At 45.7% G+C, this 15,072-nt stretch carries 13 protein-coding genes; 4 read left to right on the forward strand and 9 right to left on the reverse strand.

Features of this window, described 5'->3' with window-relative positions; translation table 11 throughout:
* Nucleotides 1-253: 253 nt before the first annotated feature.
* The 5 genes from ACWB0I_RS06225 to ACWB0I_RS06245 all read right to left on the reverse strand — a co-directional run bounded on the left by ACWB0I_RS06225 (nt 254) and on the right by ACWB0I_RS06245 (nt 6,091).
* Nucleotides 254-1,831 carry a hypothetical protein gene (locus ACWB0I_RS06225; protein WP_479387182.1) on the reverse strand — a complete coding sequence of 526 codons (1,578 nt, stop codon included), beginning with the start codon at nt 1,829-1,831 and terminating at the stop codon, nt 254-256.
* A 56-nt stretch (nt 1,832-1,887) separates the two neighbouring features.
* Nucleotides 1,888-2,943 carry a PDDEXK family nuclease gene (locus ACWB0I_RS06230; RefSeq protein WP_479387183.1) on the reverse strand — a complete coding sequence of 352 codons (1,056 nt, stop codon included), beginning with the start codon at nt 2,941-2,943 and terminating at the stop codon, nt 1,888-1,890.
* Between the two features lie 14 nt (nt 2,944-2,957).
* Nucleotides 2,958-3,842, reverse strand: coding sequence for a DNA methyltransferase (locus ACWB0I_RS06235; RefSeq protein ID WP_479387184.1), 885 nt, complete (start codon nt 3,840-3,842; stop codon nt 2,958-2,960).
* Between the two features lie 98 nt (nt 3,843-3,940).
* Nucleotides 3,941-5,107, reverse strand: a complete 1,167-nt coding sequence (amrS, locus tag ACWB0I_RS06240) for an AmmeMemoRadiSam system radical SAM enzyme (RefSeq protein ID WP_479387185.1) — start codon at nt 5,105-5,107, stop codon at nt 3,941-3,943.
* Nucleotides 5,108-5,122: 15 nt separating this feature from the next.
* Nucleotides 5,123-6,091: a DUF362 domain-containing protein gene (locus ACWB0I_RS06245; protein WP_479387186.1), complete on the reverse strand. Its 969-nt coding sequence runs from the start codon at nt 6,089-6,091 to the stop codon at nt 5,123-5,125.
* A 177-nt stretch (nt 6,092-6,268) separates the two neighbouring features.
* On the opposite strand from ACWB0I_RS06245, the gene ACWB0I_RS06250 reads away from it, so the two are divergent.
* From ACWB0I_RS06250 to nirD, 4 genes are all read left to right on the forward strand, one after another.
* Entirely contained in the window at nt 6,269-6,625 is a 357-nt protein-coding gene (locus ACWB0I_RS06250; RefSeq protein WP_479387187.1) for a c-type cytochrome, read from the forward strand.
* Between the two features lie 115 nt (nt 6,626-6,740).
* Nucleotides 6,741-7,586: an alpha/beta hydrolase family protein gene (locus ACWB0I_RS06255; RefSeq protein ID WP_479387188.1), complete on the forward strand. Its 846-nt coding sequence runs from the start codon at nt 6,741-6,743 to the stop codon at nt 7,584-7,586.
* 9 nt (nt 7,587-7,595) lie between these two features.
* Nucleotides 7,596-8,438: an MBL fold metallo-hydrolase gene (locus tag ACWB0I_RS06260; RefSeq protein ID WP_479387189.1), complete on the forward strand. Its 843-nt coding sequence runs from the start codon at nt 7,596-7,598 to the stop codon at nt 8,436-8,438.
* Nucleotides 8,438-8,752 carry a nitrite reductase small subunit NirD gene (nirD, locus tag ACWB0I_RS06265; RefSeq protein WP_479387190.1) on the forward strand — a complete coding sequence of 105 codons (315 nt, stop codon included), beginning with the start codon at nt 8,438-8,440 and terminating at the stop codon, nt 8,750-8,752. The genes ACWB0I_RS06260 and nirD overlap by 1 nt, the downstream gene beginning before the upstream one ends.
* Before the next feature lie 45 nt (nt 8,753-8,797).
* On the opposite strand, the gene ACWB0I_RS06270 is transcribed toward nirD, so the two are convergent.
* The 4 genes from ACWB0I_RS06270 to ACWB0I_RS06285 form a co-directional block, all read right to left on the reverse strand.
* Complete coding sequence (locus tag ACWB0I_RS06270; protein ID WP_479387191.1) at nt 8,798-10,417, reverse strand: M61 family metallopeptidase; 1,620 nt, start codon at nt 10,415-10,417, stop codon at nt 8,798-8,800.
* The gene (locus tag ACWB0I_RS06275) at nt 10,395-11,633 is read right to left on the reverse strand and encodes a DNA recombination protein RmuC (protein WP_479387192.1); all 1,239 of its coding nucleotides are present in this window, start codon (nt 11,631-11,633) and stop codon (nt 10,395-10,397) included. Before ACWB0I_RS06275 ends, ACWB0I_RS06270 begins: the two co-directional genes overlap by 23 nt.
* A gap of 147 nt (nt 11,634-11,780) precedes the next feature.
* Nucleotides 11,781-14,048, reverse strand: coding sequence for an aconitate hydratase (locus tag ACWB0I_RS06280; RefSeq protein WP_479387193.1), 2,268 nt, complete (start codon nt 14,046-14,048; stop codon nt 11,781-11,783).
* Between the two features lie 816 nt (nt 14,049-14,864).
* On the reverse strand, nt 14,865-15,072 hold a 208-nt coding region (locus ACWB0I_RS06285), incomplete at its 5' end, for a CocE/NonD family hydrolase C-terminal non-catalytic domain-containing protein (protein ID WP_479387194.1).

The raw sequence follows: 15,072 nt of genomic DNA on the forward strand, positions 1-15,072 counted from the left end.
GCTAAAGCTCAAGTTACGTTTGCTTAGGAATTGTTTACCAGTGAAAGGGAGTCCGACCCCGCTGAAGCGGGGTCGGAATGACCCTCGGTACGGTCCTTCGCCTTTCAGGACCCAACTTGTCCCCTTCACAAAATAATTCGTAATTCGTAATTTTAAATTTAAAAATGCTCTTTTGTGCCTTGGTGGCTTTATTGTGTTTCTTCGCTAGAAAATGGTTTCCGCTGGCGGCCTTGGAGGAAAATGATTCGTTATTTTAATCCAGAATGATTGTCATTTTGCCCGATTGGTAACGGAGCCGTCCTGGGGCCTGCGCAGAAAAGTGAAACCCTTTTCCGGCCATTTTAATCTTTTTAAAAGGGCGGTCTAAATGGCTGGTTAGTTTGGCCACCGATTCTCCATCCAGTTTAAGGGAATCAATCTCAGCGCTAAAAAAGACCACGGTCTTTCTACGTTTGTGCCAATCGTTTTGCTCAAAGATGGCCTTGTCGTGGATTTCCAGCTTTAGGTTATTTGTGGTCAGGGGCTTTAGCGAATACATATTGTAATGCAGGCAAAGTAACTTCTGCCCCTGATCCACCATCCACTTTTTGTCCCTGGATGAACGAAAGCGCAACAGGCCGTTGTTTGGCACTTCGATTTCGATTCGTATTCCCGGCTGGCTATTGAATTGCTCAAGCGCCTGCCGGAAGCCGGAGAGATATTGATCGATGTGTTCTTTTGCATTTGCAAAAATTTTCTGATAGGCGTAATCGGCTTGAGCCTGGCTGAAATAGGAGGCCAGCTGCTCTGAACTTAAACTAAAAAACGCCTTGAGCAAGCCAGGAAAAGAAACGTCTGGACCGGCCGACTGAAACTTCTCTTTCCAGTCGAGCTGTAATCGATCCAGTAAAAAGCCCAGAGCGGCTCCCACAGCGTAGATGCGATTGCGCGACATGTCATCCGGGGCCACGGCAAATCCATTCAATCTTGATTGTATTTCTATTAGCAACAATTTTTGCACTGTCATGCCAGAAAGTTTTCTTTTAACGCCCCGGAACAGAGAATTTTGGATGGCCGTCGTGTCCAATTTCAGAAAACAGGCCAGGGCTTTCATCTCCACGTACTTAGCTGTTCCCTCGTTGATCTCCTGGCCCTGCTCGTAGATACGGATGTAGTCTGGCCCGTCCTTCCAGCGTTGCTCCCTGACAGCCAAAAATTCTTTTAACTTAGTGTCTATTTCCCCTTGGTTTTCTGCAAACAGGGCTTGCAAAGCATCCCTCAGGATCAACAATTCCAGAGAGGCCAGGGCTGTATTTTTGACGTCAAGTATGGGGTAACGCTCTTCCCTGGCCCAGGGAATTTCGCCAAAATGGTGACGCTGATACTGATGAAATCCTTCGTGAATGGTTGTGCTCAAAAGTATGTAGGGGGGATTTTCAGAAGAAAAGATCAGATTATCAGGCAACCCCATGGCAAAGGTTTTAAGCGTATCGATCGTAAAATCAAACACAAACTGCCCACTAAGGTCTCTGTATGGTCCATAATGGATGTAAGCCCGGGTTCCTATTTCCGGCCAGTCCTGGGGGTAGGGTTCAAACTCATCCGGCGCCTGTGCGGCATTTAGGTAAAGAGCAAGTTCACCAGGCAGGTAGAGGACAAATGGCTGTGTGGAAAGATCATAACCGGGCCAGATGTGTGGAGCACAATGTTTGAATGTAAAATGAATTCCGGCTGCCACCTCCAGCAAAAGTTTTTGCTGCGTCGACAGAGCAGGTTGACTCAGCAAGCTGGAATTAAAGCCAAGGCACATGGAAAGCAATAGGATTTTAAAGCGAAATTTTTGCTGTTTCATAGTGTTTGTTGTTTAGTTTCTTTTCACAAATCAATTGGCTAACTGCCTTTTTAATTTCAAAGTAAACTTTTCAAATCTTTAACAAATTGAGTCATTGGTTGTACATAATTTTTCATTCCAGGATGATTAATGGCATGCTTTAATCTTGGGCTATCATCAGGCAGGTACAAAATGGCACGATGGCTTCCAATTTCGGTAATCTTATCGTCAGACAGATCTTTATCATAGGTTAAAATATGCCAGAGTTCTCTAATTTTATGTCGATTTAAAAGATCAATATCCGTTGTGTAAGCCTGTTTCCATCTCTCCCTGAGGGTTCGTTTACAGGAAATTCCTATCAGCCAACCATCTTTTGTTTTAATCCATCTATCAACTTCTAATCCTGTAGTAAAATGTTCCGGAGCATGAGTGGTCTTGATTCCAAAATAATCAAGAATAATGCTGGTAACTCCTTCCACGCCGCGCCCTGCTCTGCCTTTACGTTTTTGAGCTACCCTTCTTTCAAATTCCTGACAGAAAGGAGTAAGTACAATATTTAATTCATTTTCGTTTAAGATTTTTTGTAATTCATGTTTTAAAGTGGCAAAGGTCTTCAGAATTTCACGGCGCTCTGCCATTACGCAACCCCTGGCACCAACATCGTCAAGTATATTAATAATGTTTGCCAGCCCCGTTTCTCCTTTCGTTTTCAATAATGAATTAGCCACTGAGCGAATAAAGATATCATCATTATTAGGAATAAGCTGCAAAGAATCGTTTATTGGTACCATTATTTTTTCACAGGTTAAAGCGAAAATTTCATAGTCTTTTACTGACAACAACATTAGAGAGATATCTTTAAAAAAATTTTCGATGGCTTTAAACTTTTGTGTCTTTGGATTTCGATTGCTGAACAAACATTCTTTTAAGGCATTAGATAAAACATTAATCTGAACAGCCTCGTCTTCACTTGCTAAAGCTTCAGATTCAAGTAAAGAATAAATAATAGACGAAATTTTTAGCATTAATTCCGAATCATTACCAATGGAGGCATATTTATCAGAATTAATCAACATCCTTGAAAACCAGTAAACCTTTTCCCATGAATTTTGAATTAGATTTTCCAGTTCCATCTTTTTTCACATCTTTATTTTGGAATGAAATGGAGAATATATTCAAAGGTTGTGCCCATCGTAATGTAATTGGAAGGCCAGCCAAAAATACCCACTTTGTTTACAATATTAGTACGATCCCAGATGATGGTGTTTCTTAATTTGTAGCCTGCATTTTCTAATGCTTTAATGATAGAGATATGAATGGGAATACGCTCATTCTCCCACCACATGTCAGCCACATTAATTACACAATGGCCCTGCGGTGCAAGAAATGGTAGCAATTTCTGATAAATCTGCGTTATTGCTTTCTCATAATTTGCTAAATCAAGCGTTCCTAAATCATTTTCATTCTGACTGTATTGTTCGATTTTGTTGTACTGATCATTTTTTCTCTGATCACTTCTACGGCTTTTATTTTTTCTCTTGCGATTTAATAAATTGGCATAAGGGGGCGAAGTGAGTAAAAGTTTAATCATCCTTTTTTTAAAATATTTGTCAATATTTCGTGCATCATCGCAAATAGCCATTTGAGTAGTTTCATTAAATATTGTATTCTGAGAGAGCCTTTGTTCACAGAGTTGAATATATTTTTCATTTAAATCAAATCCTACGGCATTTCTGTTGATATCTCGTGCCGCAACCAGGGTTGTGCCACTCCCCACAAAGGGATCGACGACTAATTCACCTTTGTGCGTAAACAGTTCGATACAACGCTTAGCCAGGGCAATAGGAAATGTAGCAGGATGTAAATTCTTATCCCGAATGTCTCTTTTCTCATAATTAAATTGCCATACACCAATTTGATTCTTAATCCATTCTTTTGCTGTAAGACAGTTGAGGTGATTGGGGGGACAATTACAAATCCGCTGATGACCAATATCCAGGATGGATAGGGTCTCCGTTTTTTCTAAATTCATCGTTTCCATAGGAATTATTATCTTCTTTATTTAAAGCAACTGTGTTAAGTTAACTGTTTAACCCGTCAAATTCAATTATTAAAACAAACTATTTACCCCTACTTCCAGATACCCGGAATGTGGGCCCCGCAGGACGGACATTTACCAGAGACGATGTTCATCTCATGCACCAGAAAACCCGTTCTGCTGATCAATCGTTTACCGCAACGCGGACAGTAGGTGTTTTCCGCCGGATGCCCGGGAACATTGCCAATGTAAACGTACTCCAGACCCTCCGCGTCGGCTATGGCCTTGCAACGTTCCAGCGTACTCACTGGCGTGGGAGGTAAATTCTTCAATAAATATTGGGGGTAAAAGCGGGTGAAATGAATGGGCACCTGCGGATGCAAATACTCCTTTACAAACTGAGCCAGGTCGCGAATTTCTTTCTCACTGTCATTTAAGGTGGGCACCACCAGGTAAACAATTTCCAGCCAGGTACCCTGTTCCACAATGGTCTGCAGGGTTTCCAGCACCGGTTTTAGTTCACCATGGACAATCTCCGTGTAATATTTTTGGCGAAAGGCTTTTAAATCCACCTTGATGGCATCCACCACACTACACAGCTCTTTCAGCGGCTCTTTTTCAATGAAACCGGCGGTAATCACCACGCTTTTCACTCCTTTTTCATGACCGGCTACTGCGGTATCGTACATGTATTCGTAAAAGATGGTGGGCTCACTGTAGGTGTAGGCAATGGAAGATGAATGGTAATCGCGGGCCATGCTGGCAATTTCCTTTGGTGGCAAATAGTAGCTTTCAACCTGTTCCGGAGTAACCTGCGAAATTTCCCAGTTCTGGCAAAATTTACAGTTTAAGTTACAACCGGCCGTGGCAATCGAAAAGGCCATACTTCCCGGCAAAAAATGGAACAAGGGTTTTTTTTCAATCGGATCGACATGGTAGGTACAGGGGCGGGCATAGACCAGCGTGTAATAGGTGCCATCCCGATTTTCCCTTACGCCGCAGTAACCGCGTTCATGGTCGTCAATAACACATTGTCGGGGGCAGAGCTTACAACGAATTTTTTTATGTTCCAATTTTTCGTAAAAGCGGGCTGGACGAACAAAACGCGAATCATTGCCTGCGGCCATCAGCCGGCTTCCCCTTTCAAAAGGATTCAGGGGCAAACCCAATGCCAGACAGGCTGCCGAGCTGACTCGCAAAAAGCGGCGCCGATTCATACCCACTTTTTTTAACGGTAATTGATCGATGAAATGTTTCATCCGTTCCATCCTGTTTTAAACCTGGATGACTTCTATCTGTTTTTTATCATAAACGCCCAGGCGATGTTCCCCATCGCCGGCTGTAAAGATGTAGCGTGGTTCCCGGTTTTCCTGCTTTAAAGGCGGCAATCCCTTTTCCCGCCGTTTTTGTTCAATAATTTGCCAGGCCAGACGGTCGATGGCCACCCGATCCTGGCCCACGAGTAAAGCGCTAAAGGGCCAGCGCCATTGCGGCTGGTACGCCGGTCCCCCATGGTACTGGGCTTCCAGGCCATCCACAATGGTCAAACGCACTTTTCTGCGAAAAACGGGAAAGGCATTCACATCGGCAATATAGGGATCGCCCGTGTTTAAGTGATATTTATTGGGATTGTGAATGGCGCCGAACAGATTTTTTAGAGCAACCGAAATCCCGGCAATGCTGTGATCGCGAAGCAGGGCTACATTAATAATGCCATCGCAAAGGTCGGTAACAATCCGGCTAACCAGGCTACCAGCCTGACCAAATACCTGGAGCTGCGGATAAAATCCTACCCGGTCGTTGCCAAAGCATTTGACTCCAGGTCCATGGTCGTTAATGGTAAATTTGCATTCTTCCAGGTCTTTATTCAATCGATCCCAGATGATGATGTTGTAAGGCGCAATACCGGCCCCCTGCAGTCGCTCAACAATGGCTTCTACCAGTTCATGGTGGGTGGAGCCGGCGCCGGACAGGCAGTTAATCTTTAAACCAATTGTTTCACCAGGCCGAACCACTTTTTGCCAGGCTTTTACAGGGTGATCGCAGTTAAAATAGGCTTGCATGGCCTCGTCCAGCATTTTAAGCAAAGCCTCGCTTTGCACCTGCCGCTGCTTTAAAACCGAATCGCGTCGCGCAACAATCACCCTGGGCGCGGGTTTACCAGCCATAAGCAGTCGTTTTTTGTTTAACCAGAAAAGACTGCTCAAAAGCATGCTCTTTTTCAAAAATCTGCGACGATTCATTTCCCACTCTCCAGAAATTCTACGGAAAGTTAACATGACAACTTGGTCAGATCAAATTAAAGGCTGGAATAATTTTACCAATGGTATTTGTTTTATGGTTAAACGAGCAGGAAATGTTTGATTTTAATACGATTTTTGTTAAATTGCCGTCTTTAGTAAAAATTTGCAGGAGCGTTTGTGAAGATTAATCCTACTACACTGTTTTTGTCATTGATGTTGGTGGCCTTGTTCGTGGTTGCCGGTTACCTGATCACCACCGATCCCTTTTCCGGTTTGCCCCAGGCTCAGGAACGTCCTAATTTTCAGCAACAAGCGCAAAATCAACAGGCCATGGCCCTGTTTTTAAAGAACTGCGCTGTTTGTCACGGCGCCATGGGCCAGGGCAAGGGCAGTAATCCTTCATTGCAAAATACGCCTTTTTCAGAAGCGCAGATCCAGCAAATTATTCGTCAGGGACGCGGCAAAATGCCCGCCTTTCCGCAATTTTCTCCGGAAGAACTTAAACAACTTTCGAGGTTGATTAAACAATTTTAATATGATGAATGCCAACCCTTTTTCCCCATCTACCTTTTCGTTGCCAATTCGTATTTTTCAAATGTTCACAAAGTTTATGACCACGTTTAAATTTTGATGAGGTTTTGGAGATTTTATGATTTACCGAACGCAAACGATTCGTAATGCTTCCGGCGAAAATATTCGCTTCGATCTTCGTTACGCTGAAGGTACCGCAGATGCACCTGTCATCATTTTACTGCATGGTTTTAAAGGCTTTAAAGATTGGGGCTTTTTCCCGGATCTGGCTACTTCACTGGCTTACAGCGATTACGTGACCATCACGTTGAATTTTTCCAGAAATGGCATTGGTTCAGACGGTAAGACGTTTAACAATCTGGAAGCCTTTGCCCGGAACACCATTTCACATGAATTAGAAGACGTTCAAACTTTGCTCAATGCCATTAAACAGGGCAAAATCGACAACCACGCCATCAATCCCGAAGCTATCGGCTTATTCGGCCACAGTCGCGGTGGAGCAGTGGCCCTGTTATCAGCTCTGGAAAACGAAAACGATATCGGTGCGCTGGTGACCTGGGCCTCTGTGGGCAATCTCTTTCGCTATTCTGAAGAGGAAATAGCCCGCTGGCAAAAGGAGGGCTATCTGGAAGTAATCAATCAGCGCACAGGACAGGTTATGCGCATGAATAAAAGCTACCTGGAAGACTTACAGCAAAACCTGGAAAAATTCGATCTTTACCAGCGCGTGAAAGACCTGGAAATCCCCACCCTATTTATTCATGGAACAGACGACACAACCGTCAGTGCACAGGAGAGCGCCACTTTGCACGAAAACTGCGCAGCTTATTCCAAGCGGCTGGAATTGATTGAGGGCGCCGACCACACGTTCGGCATTAAACATCCTTTCGAAAAAGGTACCGACCAATATCTGCTGGCCAGAGATTTAACCGAGTCCTGGTACGATCGTCATCTAAAATATTAGGAGTTACCAATGCGTATTGGCTCATATGAAATTTTTACCGTACACACCGGCCTTGTCAGCCTGGATGGCGGAGCTATGTTTGGCGTGGTGCCCAAAGTTTTGTGGAGCAAAACCAATCCGGCGGATGAATTGAATCGCATTCAGTTAGCGCTACGCACACTGGTCATCAAGGGCCAGGAGCGAATCATCCTAATCGATGCCGGCGTGGGCACCAAAATGAATGAAAAGCTACAAAAAATCTACAAAGTAGATCATCAGCAACACGACCTGGAACAGAGCCTGGCCAAAGTCGGCATCCGCTTTGATCAGATTACGGATGTCATCATTACTCATCTGCATTTTGATCATGTGGGCGGTGCGACCATCGAAGAAAACGGACAATTAAAGCCTACCTTTCCCAATGCCCGCTATTACGTGCAGGGCGAACAATGGTACTGGGCCAACCATCCCAGCGAAAAAGATCGGGCCAGTTACATGCCGGAAAATTTTAAACCCATCGAAGAGGCTGGACAGCTCGTTGAATTAGAGGGGCCCAGGGAACTCTTTCCGGGGATTGAAGTACTGGTCATGTACGGACACACCCATGGCATGCAGCTGCCGAAAATTTCCGATGGCCAGCAAACCCTTTTGTACTGCGCCGATCTGATCCCCACGGCCTCGCACATCCCTTTGCCCTACATTATGGCTTACGACAACAATCCGCTGATTACCCTGGAAGAGAAAAAGCGCCTGTTACCAAAAGCCGTCAAAGAAAACTGGATTCTGGTCTTTGAGCACGATCCGTTCAGACCTGCCGGGACGGTCATCGAAACAGAAAAAGGCTTTTCTTTAGGAGAGGAAATCTTTTTGTAATGGAGAAGTGGATTGAAGTGGCCCGCAGCGAACAGATCAAAGAAAACAAAGGCTGGCCTTTGCAGATTGCTGGAAATAAAATTGTTATTTTCCGGCACCAGGGCGCTTTGTTTGCCATGAAAAATGCCTGTCCTCATCAAGGAGCGCCCCTGAGCCATGGGTTTGTGCGGGACGGTCAGGTGACCTGCGTTTACCACGGGTGGAAATTCATGCTGAGCGACGGACGTTTTGTGGGCAATGAAAAATTAAAAATCAAAACCTACTCGATCAAAGAACAGGACGGCAAAATTTTTTTAAATACTTCGGAAATCTAAGGCAGCAAGCCGCAACCTTAAAAAAACCCTTAAACCTTTCCACGGTCAATCTAAATCGGGCACAAGATCAACAAAACGGGCCCAGCGTTCTTTTTCCTGCGGGCTCATTGATTTCTTTTTTACTAACCGGAAACCAGACGGCTCCTTTTTGAGCAATAGCCCCATTTTTTGCACCAGATCGTAAGGAAGGGGGCGAGTGGAATGCACAGCCGTTTGTAAAAATGTCTGACCTGCGTTGCCCAATTTTTGAACGATCTTTTGCTCAACCTGCTGTTCAAGGTAACCTTCACCGGAGAGAAAATAGTCGCTTTTTTTGTTTTTGTAAAAAACGGTCCACATCTCATGGAGCAAAGCATCCAATGAAGCGGCTTTTTGTAGTTGGCTTCTTAACAAAATATCGAGCAAAAATCCGGCAATCAATCCTTTGTAATAATAGGAATAGGTCGTCTGCTCGATATTGGTTTCAGCGTATTGGGGCACACCTCCTTTAAATAACCAGGTCAAAACAGACGTTTCGGCCAGGGTACGGTACTTTTTGCCCGGGCTATTTTCATAACGTGTAATGCGTCCGGAGAGCTCGCTAAGAAATTTTTCCTGGCTGTAAATGCCCGTACGCAACAGAGCCAGGTAGGCGTAGTAAGAGGTCCAGCCCTCAACAATCCAGAGACTGGGCGTGTAAACCTCACGGCTGTAATCGAAAGGGCCCAGGCCTCTGGGGCGCAGGCGTTTAACGTTCCAGGTGTGAAAGCACTCGTGGACGCTCAGCCAGATAAGATTGTCGTAATCGGCATCGCTGTTGGCGTCCGGATCAACCTGTTGGGCATCCATGCGTAGCAGAACGCGGCAGGCATTGGCGTGCTCCATGCCATCGGTGTGTTGCAATCGTTTGTTTAAATGAAAAAAGAAAGTGTAATGATCATAAGGCAAAGCGCCGTCAAAAAGCGTGGCAAAATAGCGAATGACCTTTTGCAAATCCAGTTTAAAAGTGCGAAGTAAAGCCGGTTTTATTTCCTGATGAAAGACGAGAACATGTTCTTTACCCAGGGTTTTAAAATGGTAAGGAAACAGCCGCCCCATTTCAATCGGGCTGTCGATCAACTGGTCGTAGCTGGCAGCCTGAAAGCCATCCGAAGCAAAAGGGTCCAACGCGCAAACCACCTGCCATTGGTCCGGCACCTTAACACTCAATTCAATTGGCCGATTTTTCTCTTCTGCAATGTAAGCAAACACACTCGCCCCGTTGATGGATGCGCCCAATGAATCGATAAAAGAAAAGGTTCCGTCGAGAGTGTGGGCGTACACCTGGTAACAAACTTCAATTTGTTGCACTCCGGAAACCGGAATTTTCCAGGTCTGCTTGTCGATTAAAAGCGGCTTGATTTTCTGACCGTCATTACCGGTTACCTGCACATCAAAAACGTTTTGTGCAAAATTGTAAATCACGTACCTGCCAGGCGACCAGGCCGGCATGGCCAGAGTGAGGGTGTCGTGAGCGTCAACCGGCGCTTTAAGATGCACGCGCGCCACATGCGCCTGCGGATTTTCAATGATCAGCCGGTATTTTAAAAGCTCAGCACACCTATCCGACGAATAGATCAGTAAAATTAAGGCCCAGATGAGCCCCCATCCACGGAAGGTGCGCTCAGGAAACATCTTCCGGTTCATCTCCATCCTCAATTTCAGGTAACAGGCCAATCTCTTTTTGATCTAACTGCTCCGGCAGACGCACGCTCTCAATTTTACGCAAGGGCTTTTCCAGCTGATTTGTGCGCGTGGTGACCAGTTTAACGTACTCGTTTTTGGCGTCATCTATTTTTTTGCCCATGCGTTCCATGGCTTCCTTGAACCGTTCCCACTGCTTGGAAAAATCTTTGAGCAAAGAAAGAATGTTGGCTGCCGTTTGTTCCAGACGAAAATTGTCCACCGCCTGGCGAATAACGGCCAGTACGGCGTAAAGCGTAATGGGCGAACACAAAATGACCTTGTTTTTTAAGGCTTCATCCAGAATGCTGATATCATTTTCATTGATGAAAGCGTAAACCTGTTCATTGGGGATAAACACAATCACGTAATCGACCGTGTGATCGGCGGGATTGATGTAATCGCGCGTTGTAACCTCTTTAATTCTGGAGCGCACGTCCCGCAGGAAAAGCGTTTTGTAACGCTCTTTCTCCTGCTCGCTTTCGGCATTCAAATAATTGAGATAATTGGTAAGCGGAAATTTAACATCCATGTTTACCTTTAAATTTTGAGGCAGCAGAAAGGTGAAGTCCGGTCTGCTTTGTACATCCTGACCGCGGGCCTGCTTAAAATAGTTGATGCCTTCCACAAAACCGGCCAAACGCAACACATCCTCGGCCATGCGTTCGCCCCACTGTCCGCGAGCCTGAGAATGGGTGAGCGCCGTGGACAACTGATTGGTAATATCCTGCAGGCGTTGGGTCTGTTCAACCGATTGTTTAAGCTGTTCACTGATCTGGCCAAAACTCTGTTTTCGCTCATTTTCAATTTGTTTGATCATGTTCTCAACTTTTGAAAGTTCCTCTCTCATGTGCGTTAAGGTTTGATCGATCAGTTTTTTCTTGTTGTCCAGTTTTTCTTCGCCCATGCGCGACTGGTCTTTCAAAACCTCATTGGCCAGTTTAAGAAATTGTTCTGTGCTCTCCTTTAAAGCCTGCATGGAAAGATTCCCAAAGGAATCGCGCATATGAGCAATGATCTTTTCCAGCTCCTGAAGTTTCTGTTGCTCTGTCTGGTCACTTAATTCACGGGCCAACTGTTCGGCCGTTTTCTGCTGCCTGGACATAAAAAAATAGACCAGCCCCATGCCAATGGTCAGGCCAAGGACAAAACCGGCGATCAAACTAATAACGGATGTCATGATTGTGCTCTCTTTTTAAACCTGAGTGTAATTTATCCAATTCCCACACCATTTGAAAGAAAAAAATCCCGTTCACCAGCCAGAGCCGGGAACGGGATGATGGGTTGGTTTCAACGAATTTTGGCGCTGCTGAGCAATCCTATGCTCTTACTTGTTCTGATTTTTCATCCGGATCAAATTGAGCGCCGATCCAGCTTTAAACCATTGAATCTGATGCTCATTGTAAGAGTGATTGGCCTTAATCACGTCTTCGCTGCCATCGGCATGGTGAGCCACCAGGGTCAGCGGTTTATTGGGCGCAAAGTTCACCAGATCCACCACATCGATTACATCATCTTCCTGGATCTTATCGTAGTCAGCAGGATCGGCAAAGGTCAAAGCCAGAATACCCTGTTTTTTAAGATTGGTTTCATGGATACGGGCAAAAGAGCGCACCAGCACCACGCGCACGCCCATGTGTCTGGGCTCCATGGCGGCATGTTCACGCGAGGAACCTTCGCCGTAATTTTCATCGCCCACAATAATCGTTGGGATGCCTTTTTCTTTGTAAGCGCGAGCCACCTGAGGAACCGGTTCGTATTTTCCGGTCAGTTGATTTTTTACGGAATTGGTTTTGTTGTTGAAGGCATTGACTGCGCCAATCAGCAGATTGTTGGAGATATTGTCCAGATGGCCGCGGAACCGCAACCAGGGTCCAGCAGGCGAGATGTGATCGGTCGTACACTTTCCTTTGGCCTTAATCAGAACGCGCATTCCGGTGATGTTTTTACCATCCCATGGTTCAAAGGGTTGCAATAACTGCAAGCGTTCGGAATTGGGATCGACTTTAATTTCCACTTTGCTTCCGTCTTCTGCGGGCGGTTCAAAGCCCCGATCTTTTACCTCAAAGCCCTTCGGCGGATAGAGCATGCCTTTGGGCTCATCCAATTTAACGGCCTCTCCCTGCTCATTCACCAGCGTATCTTTCAGGGGATTAAATTTCAATGTACCGGCAATGGCCAGTGCAGTGACCAGCTCCGGCGAAGTAACAAAGGCATGGGTGTTGGGATTGCCATCGTTGCGTTTGGCAAAATTCCGGTTAAAAGAGGTGACAATGGTGTTGGGACGCTCGTCAATGCCCTCACGTTGCCACTGACCAATACAGGGGCCACAGGCATTGGCCAGAACTTTTCCGCCCATTTTTTTGAAGATATCGATGTAACCGTCGCGCTCAATGGTGTAACGCACCTGTTCCGAACCCGGAGTAATGGTAAATTCGGCCTGCACTTTCAGTTTTTTGTCGATGGCCTGTTGGGCCACCGAAGCGGCGCGCGTGATGTCCTCATAAGAACTATTGGTGCAGGACCCAATCAAACCGACCTCAATCTTTTCCGGCCAGCCGTTTTCTTCTACCGCTTTAGCTAATTTAGAGATGGGCCAGGCTCTGTCCGGGGAGAACGGGCCGTTGACATGCGGTTCCAATTCAGAAAGATTGATCTCAATCACCTTGTCGAAGTATTGATCCGGATGTTCGTACACCTCCGGATCACCGGTTAAATACTCTTTGATTTCATCGGCTAATCGGGCCACTTCTTCCCGGCCGGTAATCTTTAAATACTCGGCCATCATGTCGTCATAACCAAAGGTCGAGGTGGTAGCGCCAATTTCGGCCCCCATATTGCAGATAGTGCCCTTGCCGGTAGCCGAAATTTCTCGGGCTCCAGGGCCAAAATATTCCACAATGTAACCGGTACCACCTTTAACCGTTAACAGTCCGGCTACTTTCAGAATCACGTCTTTAGGCGAAGTCCAGCCGCTCAATTTACCTGTAAGTTTTACTCCAATCAATCTAGGAAACAACAACTCCCAGGGCATACCAACCATCACATCCACGGCGTCGGCGCCGCCTACGCCAATGGCCACCATACCTAAACCGCCAGCATTGGGCGTGTGCGAATCGGTGCCAATCATCATGCCGCCCGGAAACGCGTAATTTTCCAGAACCACTTGATGGATGATGCCTGCGCCGGGTTTCCAGAAACCAATGCCATATTTTCTGGAGGTAGCCTCTAAAAAATCGTACACTTCGCGATTGTTTTCCAGAGCGTATTTTAAATCGGTTTCAGCGCCAACTTTGGCCTGGATTAAGTGATCGCAATGGACACTGGAAGGCACAGCCACCCGATCCTTGCCGGCCATCATGAACTGTAACAAGGCCATCTGTGCCGTGGCATCCTGCATGGCCACGCGATCCGGAGCAAAATTGACGTATTCCTGTCCACGCTTAAATTCTCTTTCCGGCTGGCCTTCGAAAAGATGCGCATATAAAATCTTTTCGGCCAAGGTCATCGGATGATTCAATACTTTACGTGCCGCATCCACACGATCTGGTAATTTCTTATAAACCTCTTTAATCATATCTAAATCAAAAGCCATTTTAGTTGCTCCTTTCTGCATTTTTCTATATCGCCCTAAATTAAGAAAAGTTTTTAAAAATGTCTATTTTAATCGGACGAAAAATGTTCCGAAATGGTGAAATATTTTGTGATCTCGTAGCTCGACTCTCCAGAGTCGCGTTGGCTCGATAGAGCCAATAAAAAATGACTAAACATGAAATCGATTTCCCTTAATACACAGATTCTAAGACATCACAGCCGCAATAAAAAACTTCTTTAAATAATGACCGGCGGTGCCCCAGGCCCCCTTAACTCTTACACTCATATACTCTTACCTTGACTCCTCCAACAGCAAAAGTAATTTCACCAATTAGCCCTCACCCCCTCGGTCCCCCTCTCCCATAATAAAAGTCTGGGAGAGGGGGAAGAATTTTCTTAATTGTCCGGCCGCTTTAGCCTGTTGGAACGAAGCTGAGATCCAGATTCTCGGGGATGGGCCCGGGCGCAGCCAGACCTGTCCGTCTGGACAGTGTCCAGACGGACAGGTCTGGTAGGAGCAGCTGGACGGACAAAGCATTCACAAAGTGAGCAAAGATTTCAAATAGAAAATTGCAAAATATCTTAATATATCAGAGTAGAACTCAGCAAATCTGCACAATTTACTCCCCCTTCCCTTGTATTAAAAGAAGGGAAGGGGGCCGGGGGGTTAGGATCTTCGGCACAAGAATTTTCGCATCCCGCTTTAGCGGGATTATAAGTTTTGTAGGAAGTATTCTAATGCCTTACATCTTTTAAAGGAAGTATTCAAACCTTTCACCGTTTAAATCCCTAACCCCTTGCCCCGTCGTCCGGCGTTTTACCGGTTGGCGTTTTTAACAGGCAATTCAAGATGGCTGGGATAATTTCTGGAAAGATAGACGCGCTGAGTCGCCTTCTGGAAATCCGCATCATCTGCCTGGTAGATGTTTACAAACTTTTGCGGATTGCGGTCAAATAGCGGAAACCAGCTACTTTGAATTTGCACCATCAGGCGATGTCCGGGTTTAAATGTGTGGTAAATGTCA

The organism is Caldithrix sp., assembly GCF_056497305.1.

Bases quoted from the DNA above. Each gene is read 5' to 3' on its own strand.
- ACWB0I_RS06280 (WP_479387193.1), bottom strand. From the start codon at position 14,048: ATGGCTTTTGATTTAGATATGATTAAAGAGGTTTATAAGAAATTACCA.
- ACWB0I_RS06245 (WP_479387186.1), bottom strand. From the start codon at position 6,091: ATGAATCGTCGCAGATTTTTGAAAAAGAGCATGCTTTTGAGCAGTCTT.
- ACWB0I_RS06275 (WP_479387192.1), bottom strand. From the start codon at position 11,633: ATGACATCCGTTATTAGTTTGATCGCCGGTTTTGTCCTTGGCCTGACC.
- ACWB0I_RS06225 (WP_479387182.1), bottom strand. From the start codon at position 1,831: ATGAAACAGCAAAAATTTCGCTTTAAAATCCTATTGCTTTCCATGTGC.
- ACWB0I_RS06235 (WP_479387184.1), bottom strand. From the start codon at position 3,842: ATGAATTTAGAAAAAACGGAGACCCTATCCATCCTGGATATTGGTCAT.
- nirD (WP_479387190.1), top strand. From the start codon at position 8,438: ATGGAGAAGTGGATTGAAGTGGCCCGCAGCGAACAGATCAAAGAAAAC.
- ACWB0I_RS06260 (WP_479387189.1), top strand. From the start codon at position 7,596: ATGCGTATTGGCTCATATGAAATTTTTACCGTACACACCGGCCTTGTC.
- ACWB0I_RS06270 (WP_479387191.1), bottom strand. From the start codon at position 10,417: ATGAACCGGAAGATGTTTCCTGAGCGCACCTTCCGTGGATGGGGGCTC.
- ACWB0I_RS06255 (WP_479387188.1), top strand. From the start codon at position 6,741: ATGATTTACCGAACGCAAACGATTCGTAATGCTTCCGGCGAAAATATT.
- amrS (WP_479387185.1), bottom strand. From the start codon at position 5,107: ATGAAACATTTCATCGATCAATTACCGTTAAAAAAAGTGGGTATGAAT.
- ACWB0I_RS06230 (WP_479387183.1), bottom strand. From the start codon at position 2,943: ATGGAACTGGAAAATCTAATTCAAAATTCATGGGAAAAGGTTTACTGG.